The organism is Acinetobacter sp. LMB-5, from assembly GCF_001541635.1.
Taxonomy (GTDB): Bacteria; Pseudomonadota; Gammaproteobacteria; order Pseudomonadales; family Moraxellaceae; genus Acinetobacter; species Acinetobacter pittii.
In genome coordinates, this window is record NZ_LRDR01000006.1 from 71,543 (window position 1) to 88,351 (window position 16,809).

Sequence of the window (16,809 nt, forward strand, 5' to 3'; positions counted from 1 at the left end):
AATAAAATTAAACATGAAATCTTATTATTATTCTAAAATATTTTTACACTGAGGAATTAATAAATGGAAACTTTTATACAGCCTATAAATTTTAAGGGTTTGTTTTTATTTACTCCTCTTCTATTTGCATTATTAGGTTGTACTGAAACTTTATATTCCAACACAACGTCGACCACAAAGATATCTTCGGAAAGTAACGCTTATCCAGAGATCGACACAGTATTAGGAGAAAAGTTACAGCCTAACGAAGAGTTGCTCGCTCAAAACATAGCTCAAGTCATTGAAAAGTCAATTCGGGAACAGTATACGGCTGGAAATGCTTTACGTGATGCACATCCTAAGGCGCATGGTTGTGTTCATGCCGATTTTCATGTCTCAAAAAATATACCTGCCCAGTTTGCTAAAGGAATGTTTATTCCAGATCGAAGTTATCAAGCATGGATTCGTTTTTCTAATGCTTCAAATGATGCTTCTAATGCCGACATTAAAAAAGATGCACGTGGCATAGCAATAAAAATTTTAGGTGTGTCTGGACAGAAAATTTTAGAAAGTGAAAAGCAAGCAACTACTCAAGATTTTATTATGATTAATCATCCAGTCTTTTTTGCGAATGATGCTAAACGGTATCTTTCTTTTATGAATGACGTGAATAGCCATAATATGGTCAGAAAACTTCACATTCCATTTGCGTTAGGTTTTAAGGGAACAATGAATGCTCTTGGAGCACGTAATTCACAAATTGCAAATCCATTATACGCACGTTATTGGTCTATGGTTCCCTATCAGTTAGGACTTGGCAATGATCGACAAGCAGTTAAATATTCAGTACGTGCTTGTTCAATGCAGCCAAACAATCTACCCAAGAATCCTAGTCATGATTTTTTAAGAGAAGCTTTAAAGAAAACTTTGCAAAGTACAGATGCTTGTATGGAATTTCTTATTCAACCACGAACTTCAAATCAAATGTTGGTAGAGGACTCAATGACAGAATGGGATGAAAAAGCAGCTCCTTTCTATCAAGTAGCAACTATTCATATTCCCAAGCAGGACTTTGACACACCCGAGCAAAATAAGTTTTGTGAGAATCTGTCTTTTACACCGTGGCATGCCCTACCTGAGCATAAACCATTAGGCGCAGTAAACCGAATGCGTAAAGTCATTTATGAAAACATCAGCAGAGTTCGACATGATATGAATTCAGCTCCTAGACAAGAACCTTAAATACTTTAGCCATTGTAGTTTGGTGTAAAAATTTTTCTAAAGATGAGCGTTTGCAATTGCTTCTTTTTAAGGGAGATTTTTGCTTGTATCGATAGTGATTCGATCAATGAAATCTGCCAACCATAAAATAAAATCATCTTCGCTTTTATGCTTTGGAATCAAACTCATATCTAGCTTAATAGGGAGTTCATTTTTTACACTAACAACAACACCTTCGAAGTTCACAAAGTTATATAAAAACTTTAGTTCAGTGCCTGCAATAGCTTTTTTTATTTCTACAATAAGATTATTTAAATTTATAAAATGATTATTTGAATAAGAACTTTTAATATTTTTATTAATTTTTTCTGCTAATAGTAAGTATTTTGGCATTTCTATCTCCTTATTAATTATTTGTAAAATATAAGTATAAGTTGAAAGCTATAAAAATAAGTTTTTAATTTTTATTAAATTGTTTCTGTATTTTTAATTTTAATTGATAAGTTGTGTGTAATATAACTGTTTTATTGATTTAAAATGTGATTTATTTGGGATTTTTTTCTGATTAAATTGGTAGGTATTCTTTAATCTTATTTGAGGGTAATTAATTAAGTTTTATATTAAATAGGCTCAATATTTAAAATTTTGAGCCTATTTAATTTTTAATATTCACTTAAGACTAAAAGTAAAAATTTATATCTTAAGTCAATTTGGGGAAACTCTTGATTTTATGAATTTTCCCACATTTTCTGCATTCTTTAATTTCGTCATGAGTAATATCAAAGTCATATTCCCAGACATGAATACAAAAAACTTGTCTAAGGTTGTGGAGCATAGACACCTCCTTATAAAAAACCAACTCATTAGTAAGTTCTTTATGAATGCACTTCGCTTATTTTGATGAGTTTTCCTCTTTAGCTTTATCCTCCTTGTGTTTACAGCAGTATCCGAAAACAGCACCAGCACTAAAGAAAAACATAGCCTTGAACATACTTATCTCCAAACGATAATTAAGTAAATTTAAAATTAACATTGAAGGTTGTATCTGTTTTTAGGCCAATGAGACTGATTCTGTGCGTTATGCAAACTTTTGTGAAAAGTTATAACAATATATTTTTTATGAATAAGGTGGATAAAATTAAAAAACCGCCCCAGTAGGCGGTTGCTGAATTTACAGCGAGTTATAGAAGTGTAGTGGACGATCACTTCTATATTTTTTATGTACTTATTTTTCTTGGCTTATAATTTTATTAAAGGCATCTGATTTGAAATAATTAATGATCATCTCTCCACCATCTTGTGTAGAAGATGATACTTTGGGTGGTTCCTCATAATTAAACTTATAGTCTGGAGGAATAAATTTTGAGATTGGTGGAAGCTTTGCCTCACCTCCTGTTGTAATTCTTTCAATAAAACCTGCAAGCCAGAGTATATATTCATCTTTATTTTTATAGTTAGGCATAAGGCTCATGTCTAACTTAATGGCACACTCCTCTAAGGGCTTAGTTAGGCATTCCTCAAAATCTATAAAATTGTATTTAAGTTTAAATTTGGTGCCTTTAATTTCATTACGAATTACACCAACTAATTGATTTAAGTGTTCTGCCGAGCTTTCTGAAAATAAATTTTTGTCCTCAATCTTTTTATATACATTCTCAGCGATGATTAAATATTGTGGCATCTCTATTTTCTCCCTTTTATTATTAAGCTACTCACTCAGCCCTTTAAAGAAGTATGATAGATATCATGTTTTCTAATGTAATTGTTGTACTGCCAATTGTAATTAATGTGTTTTTGTGAAACCTGCAAGCATGATCATCCGAAAAAAATTAAATTTAATGCAGACTAAGTCCCATTTTTAAAAAATTCTTTAATCAAACAATATGTTTAGTTCATTTAAAGTTGGAAGTTCATCGTAAGATTCATCTGCATCTACTGTGTTTACCCAATTTGACTTTGAAACGATACAAAAATTAAGCTTTTTTAGCACAACAATATCTTTGTCTAATAAACCTAATGGAATCCACATAAAATCAGTAGTGCCTACTAAGTTAGGTACTGGTGACCCACATTGATTGCAAAATGAAGATGTGAAACCTGTTTCTTTTTTATAGGTACGGACAAGTTCTAAACCTGATAACCACTCAAATTTATCCTTATTTACTAATGTTGCTGCATTTGCTCCCGTTCCAGTTTGTTTACGGCAGAGACTACAGTGGCAATGATAGACCGTGTTTATTTCATTAGTAACTGAAAATTTGACTTCATTGCATAGACAAGAACCCACGTGACTCATCTCAAGCATCCTTAAAAATAATATTGAATATAGCATTAGGCATAAAAGGGTTAAATTTTACTTTATATTTTTTAATGGATATGTTTTCTAAGAAGTGCCAATAAATATAAGGAATTGCTAGCGTTGAGGCTTGGCAGAATGTATTTATAACGTTTAATATGAATTTTGACATATAAATTGAATATAAAAATGCTGTGATGTGCTTATCTTGGATGCGACTTTAAAAGCTTACATGATTAATCAAATTTATCAGCAGTATAGTAGTATGGCATTAAATGCTTGGGGCTTTACACATACACCTTCGTATAACGGTACATACGACCCTGATGAGAATGATATAGTGACGAATAGCTTTAATTGGTTGAATGATGAGCAAGCTACAAAAAAAACAGAACAAGGACTGACTGCTTTTGTGGCATTAGATGATGCCTTTATCAGTATCGCTTCTCGTATGTATCTGATTAGAAATGCAAAAGAAAAAATCGATTTACAATATTATATTTGGACAAATGATTTTGTTGGAAACTTAATGCTGCACGAGTTACTAACGGCGGCAGATCGTGGTGTAAAAATCCGCTTACTTATTGATGATCAAAATGGAATAAAGCTGGATGGAGTTCTTAGAAGCCTTCTCCACCACCCCAATTTTGAAATTCGATTGTTTAATCCATATAAGTTTAGATATTTAAGAATTTTAGACTATATTTTTCGGTTCAAAAAAGTAAACCATCGCATGCATAATAAGTTAATTATTGCAGATGGCGTGATTGCGGTAACAGGCGGTCGAAATATTAGTAGTGAGTATTTTGATGCAAGTAGTAAATTTCAGTTTACAGATCTAGATATTTTATTTTATGGACATACCGTACAACATGCACAGTCTGTCTTTAATGATTTTTGGCAAAGTGATTTAAGTCAAAATGCTACTGAGCTGGTGGGAACATGTGCTGTTCACCATTTGCAAACACTAAGGCAGCACTACCATGATTTAATTCATGAAAGTGAAAATCATACTCAAACCGAAGATAAGCTTTACGATGCTCAAAGCTATTTAAAAGAACTTTTAGAGCACTATCCAATCCAGTGGTCAAAAGCATATTTTGTTGCTGATTCACCTAAAAAAATCTTAGGACTGGCCGCTAAAGAAGAAATGCTTTATGGGCAAGTCCTAAAGATTATGGGTGAACCAAAGCAGCATATTGAATTAGCTTCTGCTTATTTTGTTCCTACCCAACAAGGCACTTACTATTTAAAACAACTCAAGGTACAAGGTGTTAAAGTCAGGGTTTTAACCAACTCATTTGCTGCAAATGACGTAGCAATTGTGCATGCCTTTTATAGTCAATATCGAGTTGAGATGCTCAAAAGTGGTGTAGAACTATTTGAGTTTAAGCCCTTTTTAGAACGCAGACGCAGAACTTGGTATGAAGTGGTGACTGGAAGTGTGATCCCTGCTAAAGGTAAAAATAAATCGAGCTTACATGCCAAGTTTTTTGATGTAGACGGTAAAGTATTTATTGGTTCGTTTAACTTTGATCCTCGTTCGACTTACTTAAATACTGAGGTCGGTCTGGTTATTGAGTCGAGTCAATTACAAGCGCAAATTTCGGTCATGCTCGATCAGCACTTACCTCAAGTTGCTTACCAGCTTAAGTTAAATAGTGAAGGCAAAATTGTTTGGTTAGATTATCAGTCGGATGGAAAGATTGTTGAATATGAAAAAGACCCAGATACGAGCCTTTTCCAACGTACCATGATTAAAGCTGTTTCATATTTACCAGTTGAATGGATGATGTAACAGCATTTCAAGTTTACTTATAAAATGCCTATCTCTTTAAAGAATTTTTGATAAGCCTCTGCTTTCTTCTCTAGCGCTAATGGATATGCTCTAGAAGAAGATGGTAGACGATATAAATTAATATTTCGTCCAGCAAAGTAAGTCGAGGTAGACATTCCTATAAGCGGTTTTTCGGTGTGCTCTGGTAAAACTGAAATTAAAGTATCAGTCGCTTTATCGCCTGTGGTCATAATGGTTTGACATAGAGGAATCTGCTGAAGTAAAACTGCAAGATCTGTTGGTGTTACTATTTCAAGAAATTTATCTGCGGCATTCCCTTTCAACCGCTTAATTTGATAAGCGGTATCAAAGATTGCAATACCAGTGTCAATCAAGAAGTTTCGAATACGTTCTTCATTAAAATTTTTTTGGCTTTCACTTAAAAAATAAGTTTTGTCTTGGAAAAAAATTAAACCGAAAATACGCCACATATCATTTTGGAAATTAGGATAGTAAAAATCCATCTTCCATTTATTACGTGGCGGTGGAAAACTGCCTAACATTAATAAACGGGCATTCTCAGGTAAAAATGGCTCAAGTGGATGAGTTTCTATCTCAATTATCATAAAAAATCAGTATTTACTTAAAAATTTTATAAACAAATTAACCTATTTTTGAGTTAATCACGAGTCATGAAATGCAATTTCTCTTAATTAAAGCGTTAAAGGTTGTACAGAAGCGATCATTATTGAGGAATGCTTATTTTAAAAATACTATGTGAATATTGATTTAAATAATCGACTTGACCTTTATGGGCAATGACAAGAGCTTGTACAACCGAAAGACCTAACCCAGTGCCACCTAACTCTTTATTTCTTGATTGTTCTAACCTGAAAAAAGGGTTAAATAAATCTTTGCGATGCTCAGCTGAAATGCCAGGTCCTTCATCTTCTATTTCAAGAATCCAGTTAGTTTGTTCTTGTCTCGTTGAAACAATTAGCTTTCCCGGATTTGCATAACGTGTAGCGTTATCTAGTAAAGCAATTAAAATCTGTTCGATTCGCCGTTGATCACACTCAACTTTTGGCGCTTCAATATCGAAAATGACTTTAAGCTGAGCTTTTTCTAATTTTTCTTCAAACATGTGCACGACTTTGTGAGCAGTTTCATTAAAACAAATCGTTTCGAGGTTAAGTCTAAGCTGTTGGTTTTCAAAAAGACTCAATGTACGTAAATCTTCGACTAGGTTTGAAAGACCTTCTACTTGATTCAGTAAGTTTTTAAATAAAATAGGGTCAGCTTCAAAAACACCATCAATAATTCCCTGCAACCTACCTTGCAAAATGGTGACTGGCGTTCTTAACTCATGTGCAATTGCGGCATTCCAGACATGAGCATTTTCAACTGAGGTCTCTAGTTTTTGAGCCATATCATTAAAATTATCCATAAGCTCACCAATTTCAGAAGAATGATGCGTCGGTTTTTCAACTCGTGCGCTTAAATCCCCATGACTAATTTTCTTAGCTGCATCGGCTAATAGATTAATAGGCACAATAAAACGTTGAGCAAGCTTAATGCCTAAAATAATTGATAATGCTGTGCCAAATAGAAGCACGGCGAATAACCATATACCATCTAGATAGTGGAAGAACTCATCACTTTCTTTCAGCTTTTCGAGAGATATAAGCCCTACTTCAATTGCAACATAGTAGGTGCCATAACCTAAAATTAGCGAACTCAGCGTAACACTTAGGCTGGTAAAACTCAGTGCAATAATTAGTTGTTTACTAATGCCCGTTTTATTTTTCATGTGGATGATCCAACCTGTAGCCTACACCACGAACATTGATGAGCATATTTCGTAAACCCAGATCTTCTATTTTCTTTCGTAGCTTACTGACATGACTATCGACCGTACGTTCTAATGCATCTCGATCTGGTAGACACTGATTCATGAGCTCTGAACGAGTAAAGACTTTATGAGGATGCGGTAACATCAGTAATAAAATTTTGTACTCAGTTAGAGTTAAATTGAGTGTTTGTTTTTGATCGCCCGAATGGATGTAAGCAGTATGAATTTCGGTATTCACCTCAATATTTTTATAAATCAGATTTCGGTTAGGAGTTTGCTGGTTTTGTTGAGTACGTCTTAGTACTGCTTGTACACGTGCGACCACTTCATTTGGGTTAAAGGGTTTTACGACAAAGTCGTCTGCTCCAATTCTTAAAGCCATGACTTTATCAATTTCTTGATCTAAAGCCGTAAGCATAATGACTGGTGTCGCTGCTTTTTGCCGAATTTTATTCAGTACTTCCCACCCGCTCAGTTCCGGCATTTTTATATCGAGAATCATCAGATCAATAGGTTGTGCTGCGTGTATTTCAATTGCCTGCTTACCATTCATGGCCCGTACAACACGCATACCTTCACGCTTAAGATAATGTTCAATAATATCGCCAATATCATACTCATCTTCTACCACAAGAATAAGCTTATCCTGACAATTAAACGTAAAGGTTGACTCGAACATAGCAATAAGACGCGGGAAAAATTTGATTTATCATACGCGTATTTTTTGATAGATCTCCACACTTTTTCCACATATTCGTGATTTTGGTTACACACACATCAAAAATAATGCCAGCATCTAGAAGTCCATTAGGTGTTATAAAAGTGCAAAAGCATTTTTTAGTTCCATTCGTTTTATCTTTCGGTCTTGTATTACATGGCTGTGGCAATGAACAAGTAAGTGATCAAACACAAGTATCTACGGCTAAGGTTACCGTTATTTCAATTCAACCGCAGTCTATTAACTTTAGTGAAAATCTACCGGCGCGTGTTCAAGCTTTCAGAACTGCCGAAATTCGTCCTCAAGTTGGCGGTATTATCGAAAAAGTTTTATTCGCTCAAGGTAGTGAAGTTAAAGCTGGACAACCTCTATACAAAATAAACTCAGAAACATTTGAGGCTGATGTAAATAGTAATCGAGCGGGTTTAAATAAAGCTGAAGCAGAAGTAAACCGCCTAAAAATACAACTGGAGCGCTACCAGCAACTTTTACCAAGTAATGCGATTAGTAAGCAAGAAGTAAGTAATGTCGAAGCGCAATATCGACAAGCGATTGCAGATGTTGCTCAAATGAAAGCGTTATTGGCTCGTCAAAATCTTAATTTACAGTATGCGACAGTGCGAGCACCGATTTCCGGGCGTATTGGTAAATCATTCATAACCGAAGGCGCTTTGGTTAGTCAGGCTGATAGCAATACTATGGCGACCATTCAACAAATTGACCGCGTTTATGTCGATGTAAAGCAGTCTATTGGAGAATATGAGCGCCTACAGGCGGCCCTTCAAAGTGGTGAGTTATCTGCCAACAATCAAAAAGCTGTACAGATTTTGAATAGTTTGGGACAGCCCTATAACGTTACAGCAAAAATGCTGTTTGAAGATATTAATGTAGACCCTGAAACTGGGGATGTCACCATCCGTATTGAAGTGACCAATCCTGAAAGAAAATTACTGCCGGGTATGTATGTCCGCGTTAATATTGAGCGTGCTTCGGTTCCTCAGGCCTTACTCGTGCCAGAACAAGCTATTCAGCGCAATATGAATGGCGATCCTCAAGTTTATGTAGTGAATGCCAAAGGTGGCGCAGATGTTCGCTCAGTAGAATTAGGGCAACAATATGAGCAGTTTTATCTCATCAATAGAGGGCTGAAAGCAGGCGAAAAAGTTGTCGTTGAAGGTATAGAGCGTATCCAGCCCAACCAAAAACTAGCAATTTCAGCATGGAAAGCGGCCTCAACAGAAAATACGGTGAAGCAAGGAGATGCTAAATGATGTCTCAATTCTTTATTCGCCGTCCTGTTTTTGCATGGGTAATTGCAATTTTTATTATTCTATTTGGTGTACTGAGTATTCCAAAGTTACCCATTGCACGCTTTCCGAGTGTCGCTCCACCCGAAGTGAACATTACAGCAAGTTATCCTGGCGCTACTCCCAAAACGATTAATGATAGTGTGATTACTCTCATTGAACGGGAAATGTCAGGAGTAAAAAACTTACTCTACTATAGTGCTACAACGGATTCGTCAGGAACCGCTGAAATTACCGCGACGTTTAAACCCGGTACCGATGTGGATATGGCACAAGTCGACGTACAAAACAAAATTAAAGCGGTTGAAGCACGCTTACCCCAAGTCGTCCGCCAACAAGGCTTAGCTGTAGAGGCATCTTCCTCAGGTTTTTTAATGCTTGTGGGGTTAAATTCACCCAACCATCGTTATTCAGAAGTTGATTTGAGCGATTATCTGGTTCGTAATGTGGTCGAAGAGCTTAAACGTGTTGAAGGTGTCGGAAAAATTCAGTCTTTTGGTGCCGAAAAAGCGATGCGAATTTGGGTAGATCCAAATAAATTAGTTTCTTATGGTCTATCGATTAGTGATGTAAATAATGCGATTCGTAACAATAATATCGATATTGCACCAGGACGACTTGGTGATCGCCCTCTAGTTAATGGTCAATTAATTACCATACCTTTATCCGCTCAAGGACAGCTTGAAAATGTAGAGCAGTTCAAAAATATTAGTCTAAAGAGCAATATTAGTGGTGCCACTATTAAGTTGTCGGATGTAGCCGATGTAGAAATGGGTGCTCAGTCATATAATTTTGCGATTTTAGAAAATGGTAAACCTGCAACAGCTGCAGCTATTCAGTTGAGCCCTGGTGCAAATGCAGTAAAAACAGCAGATGCGGTAAAACAGAAACTCGAAGAGCTAAAAGTCAATTTACCTGAAGGCATGCAATTTAGCATTCCTTACGATACTGCGCCTTTTGTTAAAATTTCGATAGAAAAGGTAGTTCATACATTAATTGAAGCCATGGTTTTGGTCTTTATTGTGATGTATATATTTCTTCATAATGTTCGCTATACCTTAATTCCTGCGATTGTCGCTCCAATTGCCCTGCTTGGCACCTTTACCATCATGCTTTTAACTGGTTACTCAATTAATGTGTTAACTATGTTCGGTATGGTGCTTGCGATCGGGATTATTGTCGATGATGCTATTGTAGTTGTTGAGAATGTAGAACGAATTATGGCAACCGAAGGTCTATCGCCTAAAGAAGCGACTTCCAAAGCCATGACAGAGATTACCAGCCCGATTATTGGTATTACTTTGGTACTAGCAGCCGTATTTTTACCAATGGCTTTAGCAAGTGGCTCAGTCGGTATTATTTACCGCCAATTTACCATTACGATGTCAGTCTCAATTTTATTCTCGGCATTTTTAGCTTTAACGCTCACCCCTGCACTTTGTGCAACCTTATTAAAACCAGTTGATGCAAATCATCAAAAGAAAGGTTTTTATGCATGGTTTGATCGTAGCTTTGATAAAGTCACAAAAAAATATGAAGCGATTTTACTTAAAGTCGTTAAACATACTATTCCGACTCTAATTATTTTTGTGGTGATTACAGGTTTAACTTTTGCAGGCATGAAATATTGGCCAACTGCTTTTATGCCAGAGGAAGATCAAGGCTGGTTTTTAACGTCGTTCCAATTACCTTCAGATGCGACTGCTGAACGTACAACAAAAATTGTGAAAGATTTTGAAGGCCATTTAAATGAGCAGTCGGATGTTAAAAGCAATATTTCAATTATGGGTTGGGGATTTAGTGGCGCTGGCCAAAACGTTGCACTCGCTTTTACAACCTTAAAAGATTTTGGTGAGCGTGATAAATCTACTACTGACTATACCAACTTCATAAATGCTGAAATGGCAAACAGTAAAGAAGGTACAACTATGTCTGTACTTCCTCCAGCAATTGATGAATTGGGTACATCTTCAGGCTTTAGTTTACGTTTACAAGACAAAGCAAACTTAGGAATGCCTGCTTTAATTTCGGCGCAAGAAAAGCTTATGGAAATGGCGGCCCAAAACAAAAAATTTTACATGGTTTACCCAGAAGGTCTACCTCAAGGTGACAATATTAGCTTGAAGATCGACCGCGAAAAACTAAACACTCTAGGAGTAAGCTTTGCTTCTGTTTCAGATATTATTTCGACCTCAATGGGATCGATGTATATCAATGATTTTCCAAATCAAGGCAGAATGCAGCAAGTTATTGTTCAAGCCAATGCAAAATCACGAATGCATTTAAAAGATATCTTGAGTTTGAAGGTTGCAGGCGCAAACGGACAACTGGTGTCTTTATCTGAGGTCGTGATTCCTCAGTGGAATAAGTTGCCGCAGCAATATAATCGCTACAATGGCCGACCATCATTAAGTATCGCTGGAGTGCCTAACATAGGGGTATCTTCAGGTGATGCGATGCGAGAAATGGAAAAGCTGATTGCCAAACTTCCTCAAGGTATTGGTTATGAGTGGACAGGTATTTCACTGCAAGAAAAGCAATCTGAATCTCAAATGATATTCCTTATTGCTTTATCAATGTTAGTCGTGTTTTTAGTTTTAGCTGCACTTTATGAAAGTTGGTCAATTCCGTTATCTGTCATGCTTGTTGTTCCTTTAGGCATCTTTGGTGCGGTAATGGCCATTATGTTAAGAGGAATGCCAAACGATATTTTCTTCAAAATTGGTCTTATCACTATTATTGGTTTATCTGCCAAAAATGCGATTTTAATTGTTGAGTTCGCAAAGATGCTCAAAGAAGAAGGCATGACTTTAATTGAAGCAGCCGTTGCAGCAGCAAAGTTACGCCTACGCCCAATTTTGATGACTTCCCTTGCCTTTACTTGTGGTGTTATCCCATTGGTCATTGCAACTGGAGCAAGTTCGGAAACTCAGCATGCATTAGGTACAGGAGTATTTGGAGGCATGATATCTGCCACCATCTTGGCCATCTTTTTTGTTCCCGTGTTCTTTATTTTTGTGTTGGGAGCCGCAGAGAAACTATTTTCCAAAAAGAAAATTAATTCTTAGTTAAATACATTGAGGCGAAACGTATCTATGTTTCGCCTCAATGACTTAGAAATATGAAAAATGTACTTACAGAAAAACGATTAAGAATTAAGGACTTTAAAGACTTTACCTGTTCTAGGATGAGCAAAGCTATTATCTGGATCTAAATTGATGACTTTATCCGAAATCACAATTTTAGAAAGTGGTAACCAGCTCTGTTCCAGTTCAACGTCTATAAAGTTTTTTTCATTGATATTTTCATAAATTTGTTCGACAACGATTTCCATACCACACATACTTTTAGCATTCACTTCTTTTAAGATATGGCGTTTTGACATACTAGTCTCCATTTTTTTATTATCCGCATCGACAATAATAAAGACTCCACTGATACAATATGTAAATTTTAATAATGAAAGTGTTTTCTTTGTTTTAATCATATTTTTGCAATAATTAAATGAATAGTTGAGTGATTATTTAATTTAAATATTATTTTTAAGTTAATCTATTCAATGTAAATATTACTTATTAAAAAATTTACTTTTAATCAAAATTAAAGGGTTCATTAACTGAACCCTTTTTATTTAATTCTAAACTTGTACTGCGTTATCCAGCGAACCATCATCTTTATTTTTAGCAGTGTCTTTACTAATCAATGAGTCTGTATCACTATCTGTGGTAAAGCTTTTGCTATTTTTTTGCTTTTTCTTGTACATACACATCCCAATCGCGATACCTGTTCCCAATACTATAATTGACTTTAACATTTTGCACCTCTTCGATTAACGGAGTAACTTTTGAGAAATTAGCTTAAATTAATAGCATAAAATTTGTTATTTAACGGCTTTCATTTGCTCCGCTTTTGTAAGGTGTTTATTTTTTATGTTAATTGAAGAGTAAAATAATCCCGAAAAATAAATTTTGATACAAAGCAAAAAGCCTATTCTAAAAAAGAATAGGCTTTTCACTGTATTTCAGGATTAAGCAGTATTATGAATCGCTTTATGCAATCTTATTATCTTTAAAAATACATTACAAATGTATTTAATGCTGAACTTTTAGTCAAGATGGGATTGAGGGTTTTTACCAATAATTAGCGATTATTGTGATGACTGTCACGTTTATATAATTAGGATAAGAAAAAACCCATTTCTACTTCTCATAAAGAAATGGGTGATGTGAAAACCACAAAAGACCTGAAATACCAAATGTTCTTACATTCAGTAAGGTTGAGTGTAGTGAATATACCGAATGGTTGACAATTAAACTATTTGTATTTTTTTTAGTCATTTCGGCCAATAAAAAAATAGTTATGATTCTGTAGATTAACTCTGTTTAGTCATTCATTATTGACCAAAAATTCTATAAAGCACCCTCACCCAATTATTAAGACATATATTTTCAATCAGTGTTTTAGAATAACCACGCTGTTGCATACGTTCAATTAAGCGATGTAGGCCTGTCACATCTTCAAGTTCAGTACCTATAAGTGCACCATCGAAGTCCGAACCAAAGCCCACATATTCTTCGCCCAAATGATCCATTAAATATTCTAAATGTTCCAAAATTACATCAATCGATGTATCTGCATTTCGTTGTCCATCCGACCGTAAAAAAGCGACATCGAAATTTACCCCCACCATCCCTTTACTTTCCCGTATTGCTTTAAGCTGTGGGTCAGTTAAGTTGCGAGCTTGAGGGCATAAAGCATGTGAATTAGAGTGTGTTGCTACAATTGGCTGCTGCAATATATCTACAGTATTCCAAAAAGCTTTCTCATTCATGTGTGAAACATCAATCACCATTTTTTTATTTGCACAGCGTCTTATAAAATGTTTGCCATCACTCGTGAGACCTGCTCCCGTGTCAGGTGAGTGCGGAAACTTAGCATTTAAACCATGTCCAAAGCGGCTAGGTCTATTCCACAGGGGGCCAATACTACGCAAGCCTCTTTCATAAAATACATCGAGTAAATCAGGATTTTGTTGTAAAGCTTCAGCACCTTCCATATGCAATACAATTGCTAGCTTTTTCTTTGCTAAACAATCCTGAATATTTTGAGCCGAGGTGCAGATTTTAATAATTTTAGAATACTGAGCAAGTTGGTGAGCTAAATCGAGTTGTTCCAAGCAAATTTGTTCAATTTGCTGTTGCGTAAAATCAGAAGCATTCGGATCAAATAATTTATTGGAATGATGCTGTTGCACATAGCTATATGGCGGTAAAAAAATCGCAAACATTCCACCAATAAAATCAGCTTCTTGACAGCGTTTTAAATCAAGATGGCCTGATAGGCATTCATGAATAAAAGCATGTACAGGATCTGGATGATCACTTAGCCATAAGCGTGTTAATGCATCATTATGTCCATCAAAAACTGGAATATGGCAAGGCTTCATGAGTATTCCTGTTAATTGCTATATGTCTGTAATTGTGTGGACTGGAATATTTTGTGTGGTGCTTAAGGATTTAGAGTTTCTACTATTACGGAATACTAAATTTTGCAAAGGTGCAGTCAATTGACTTTCTGCTCGCGCTTGTTCAATCATTTGATGATACGGCGATTTCCCACATACAGGATCGGCATTAGCCGCATCTCCAGTCAACATATAGGCCTGACAACGACATCCGCCATAGTCACGATCTTTATCGGGACAGCTACGGCACCCTTCTGGCATCCATGCATCGCCACGGAAATGATTAAATCCAGTTGATTTGTACCAAATATCTGACAATTTATGTTCGCGGACGTTTGGAAACGAAATGGGCAGTTGTCGTGCTGCATGGCAAGGTAGCGCCATACCATCTGGAGCAACCGTAAAGAAGATTTTACCCCAGCCATTCATACAGGCTTTTGGTCGTTCTTCATAATAATCAGGCACTACAAAAATGAGTTTGCAAGGGTGATTTTGCGCTTTTAATTTTTCTCGATATTCATTGGTAATCCGTTCTGCACGTGTCAGTTGCTCTTGTGTTGGTAATAAACCTTGGCGGTTTAAAAAAGCCCAGCCATAAAACTGACAAATTGCCAACTCGACTGTATCTGCATTGAGTTCAAGGCAAAGTTCAATGATTTGTTCAATCTGGTCAATGTTATGTCGATGAATAACAAAGTTAAGGACCATCGGATAATCGTATTTCTTAACCAATCGGCACATTTCATACTTTTGTTCAAAAGCATGCTTTGAACCTGCCAAGGCATCGTTTACCACAGGATCGCTAGCTTGGAAGCTCACTTGAATGTGGTCTAAACCCGCTTGTTTTAGATCAGCAATACGTTGTTCGGTAAGACCCATGCCTGAGGTAATGAGGTTGGTATAAAACCCTCGCTGATGAGCATGTGCAACGAGTTGTTCTAAATCTTGACGTACCAGTGGTTCACCGCCAGAAAAGCCGAGTTGAACAGCACCCATTTGACGTGCCTGATCAAAAACGTCAGACCACTCTTGGGTGGTTAGCTCATTTTTATGCTGAGCGTAGTCTAATGGGTTTGAGCAATATGGGCATTGTAGCGGACAACGATAAGTTAACTCCGCTAATAACCATAAAGGCAGGCCAACACCTTCTGTCATACTAAATCAATCCAGTGTTGCTGCTGTGCGACCAGCATGTAATCCACTACATCTTGATCTATCTCAGCAATATCACCAAATTTTTGCTTTAACTGAGCAATAATTGCAGAAACATTTTGCTGCCCATCAATATATTGTCCAATTGCCCCTGCACTTTCATTTAATTTGATCATGCCTTCAGGATATAAAATCACAAAACCATTTTGAGCTGGCTCGAACTGAAAACGGTAACCTTGTCGCCATGTTGGCACAAGGTTTAAATCAAACTGCTCTTTATTCATTTAAATAGTCCTTTGTGCCAAACTCGTTTGCTTGTCACGCTGTGATACGGTGCTTCATTGTGAACATGTGCAAGTGTTAAAGCATCTAAAATGCTCCATAAAATATCTAGCTTAAACTGCAATATTTCAAGCATTCGTTCTTGTTGCTCAAAAGTTGTAAATGAATCAAGCGTAATCGTTAGACCATGTTCAACGTCACGGCGTGCCTGACTCAAACGAGAACGAAAATACTCATAGCCTTTATCATCAATCCATGGATAATGCTGCGGCCATGAATCAAGTCGTGACTGATGAATTTGTGGAGCAAAAAGTTCAGTTAAAGAGCTGCTTGCTGCTTCACGCCATGAAGCACGACGTGCAAAGTTCACATATGCATCTACTGCGAAACGTACACCCGGCAAAACTAATTCTTCCGAAATAACTTGTTCACGACTCAAGCCCACAGCTTCAGCTAACCGTAACCATGCTTCTCGGCCACCGCCATCTGGATATTCACCATCTTGATCGATCATGCGTTGAATCCATTCTTGACGGACTCTTTGATCAGGGCAATTTGCCATAATCGCCGCATCTTTAAGCGGAATATTAATTTGATAGTAATATCGGTTTGCAACCCAAGCCTGAATTTGTTGCTGGGTGGCTTTACCTTCATACATCATCACGTGAAATGGATGATAGATATGATAATACTGGCCTTTATCGATAATGGCTTGTTTGAATTGTTCAGTCGTTAAAGCTTCAGGTGTTTGAGTCATGTTT

At 36.4% G+C, this 16,809-nt stretch carries 16 protein-coding genes; 4 read left to right on the forward strand and 12 right to left on the reverse strand.

Annotated features, from left to right (window positions below; genetic code table 11):
- Positions 1–63: 63 nt before the first annotated feature.
- Positions 64–1,221: a catalase family protein gene (locus tag AW165_RS09245; protein WP_060465632.1), complete on the forward strand. Its 1,158-nt coding sequence runs from the start codon at positions 64–66 to the stop codon at positions 1,219–1,221.
- 66 nt (positions 1,222–1,287) lie between these two features.
- Here AW165_RS09245 and AW165_RS09250 read toward each other — a convergent pair whose 3' ends face one another.
- The 3 genes from AW165_RS09250 to AW165_RS09260 all read right to left on the reverse strand — a co-directional run bounded on the left by AW165_RS09250 (position 1,288) and on the right by AW165_RS09260 (position 3,505).
- The gene (locus AW165_RS09250; RefSeq protein ID WP_060465633.1) at positions 1,288–1,593 is read right to left on the reverse strand and encodes a hypothetical protein; all 306 of its coding nucleotides are present in this window, start codon (positions 1,591–1,593) and stop codon (positions 1,288–1,290) included.
- A gap of 832 nt (positions 1,594–2,425) precedes the next feature.
- Entirely contained in the window at positions 2,426–2,881 is a 456-nt protein-coding gene (locus tag AW165_RS09255; RefSeq protein ID WP_032063031.1) for a hypothetical protein, read from the reverse strand.
- Between the two features lie 189 nt (positions 2,882–3,070).
- The gene (locus AW165_RS09260) at positions 3,071–3,505 is read right to left on the reverse strand and encodes a GFA family protein (protein WP_081410595.1); all 435 of its coding nucleotides are present in this window, start codon (positions 3,503–3,505) and stop codon (positions 3,071–3,073) included.
- Positions 3,506–3,704: 199 nt separating this feature from the next.
- Here AW165_RS09260 and AW165_RS09265 point away from each other — a divergent pair, with 199 nt between their 5' ends.
- The gene (locus AW165_RS09265; protein WP_081410596.1) at positions 3,705–5,294 is read left to right on the forward strand and encodes a phospholipase D family protein; all 1,590 of its coding nucleotides are present in this window, start codon (positions 3,705–3,707) and stop codon (positions 5,292–5,294) included.
- Between the two features lie 17 nt (positions 5,295–5,311).
- Here AW165_RS09265 and AW165_RS09270 read toward each other — a convergent pair whose 3' ends face one another.
- The 3 genes from AW165_RS09270 to adeR all read right to left on the reverse strand — a co-directional run bounded on the left by AW165_RS09270 (position 5,312) and on the right by adeR (position 7,804).
- Positions 5,312–5,899: a uracil-DNA glycosylase family protein gene (locus AW165_RS09270; RefSeq protein WP_060465635.1), complete on the reverse strand. Its 588-nt coding sequence runs from the start codon at positions 5,897–5,899 to the stop codon at positions 5,312–5,314.
- A gap of 119 nt (positions 5,900–6,018) precedes the next feature.
- Entirely contained in the window at positions 6,019–7,083 is a 1,065-nt protein-coding gene (gene adeS / locus AW165_RS09275; protein ID WP_060465636.1) for a two-component sensor histidine kinase AdeS, read from the reverse strand.
- Positions 7,073–7,804 carry an efflux system response regulator transcription factor AdeR gene (gene adeR / locus AW165_RS09280; RefSeq protein WP_060465637.1) on the reverse strand — a complete coding sequence of 244 codons (732 nt, stop codon included), beginning with the start codon at positions 7,802–7,804 and terminating at the stop codon, positions 7,073–7,075. Before adeR ends, adeS begins: the two co-directional genes overlap by 11 nt.
- 143 nt (positions 7,805–7,947) lie before the next feature.
- On the opposite strand from adeR, the gene AW165_RS09285 reads away from it, so the two are divergent.
- Both AW165_RS09285 and AW165_RS09290 read left to right on the forward strand, forming a co-directional pair.
- Positions 7,948–9,114, forward strand: coding sequence for an efflux RND transporter periplasmic adaptor subunit (locus AW165_RS09285; RefSeq protein ID WP_060465795.1), 1,167 nt, complete (start codon positions 7,948–7,950; stop codon positions 9,112–9,114).
- The gene (locus AW165_RS09290; protein WP_060465638.1) at positions 9,111–12,218 is read left to right on the forward strand and encodes an efflux RND transporter permease subunit; all 3,108 of its coding nucleotides are present in this window, start codon (positions 9,111–9,113) and stop codon (positions 12,216–12,218) included. Before AW165_RS09285 ends, AW165_RS09290 begins: the two co-directional genes overlap by 4 nt.
- Before the next feature lie 80 nt (positions 12,219–12,298).
- Here the strand turns inward: AW165_RS09290 and AW165_RS09295 are convergent, their stop codons facing one another.
- From AW165_RS09295 to pqqC, 6 genes are all read right to left on the reverse strand, one after another.
- The gene (locus AW165_RS09295) at positions 12,299–12,535 is read right to left on the reverse strand and encodes a hypothetical protein (protein ID WP_016806236.1); all 237 of its coding nucleotides are present in this window, start codon (positions 12,533–12,535) and stop codon (positions 12,299–12,301) included.
- A 252-nt stretch (positions 12,536–12,787) separates the two neighbouring features.
- Positions 12,788–12,964, reverse strand: a complete 177-nt coding sequence (locus AW165_RS19170; protein ID WP_002113575.1) for a hypothetical protein — start codon at positions 12,962–12,964, stop codon at positions 12,788–12,790.
- A 579-nt stretch (positions 12,965–13,543) separates the two neighbouring features.
- The gene (locus AW165_RS09300; RefSeq protein ID WP_060465639.1) at positions 13,544–14,596 is read right to left on the reverse strand and encodes a dipeptidase; all 1,053 of its coding nucleotides are present in this window, start codon (positions 14,594–14,596) and stop codon (positions 13,544–13,546) included.
- Positions 14,597–14,614: 18 nt separating this feature from the next.
- Positions 14,615–15,769, reverse strand: coding sequence for a pyrroloquinoline quinone biosynthesis protein PqqE (gene pqqE, locus AW165_RS09305; protein WP_060465640.1), 1,155 nt, complete (start codon positions 15,767–15,769; stop codon positions 14,615–14,617).
- The gene (pqqD, locus tag AW165_RS09310) at positions 15,766–16,050 is read right to left on the reverse strand and encodes a pyrroloquinoline quinone biosynthesis peptide chaperone PqqD (RefSeq protein WP_005069244.1); all 285 of its coding nucleotides are present in this window, start codon (positions 16,048–16,050) and stop codon (positions 15,766–15,768) included. The genes pqqE and pqqD overlap by 4 nt, the downstream gene beginning before the upstream one ends.
- Positions 16,047–16,805 (reverse strand): pyrroloquinoline-quinone synthase PqqC, encoded by a 759-nt coding sequence (pqqC, locus tag AW165_RS09315; RefSeq protein WP_060465641.1) that lies wholly within the window; start codon positions 16,803–16,805, stop codon positions 16,047–16,049. Before pqqC ends, pqqD begins: the two co-directional genes overlap by 4 nt.
- Between the last annotated feature and the right edge of the window lie 4 nt (positions 16,806–16,809).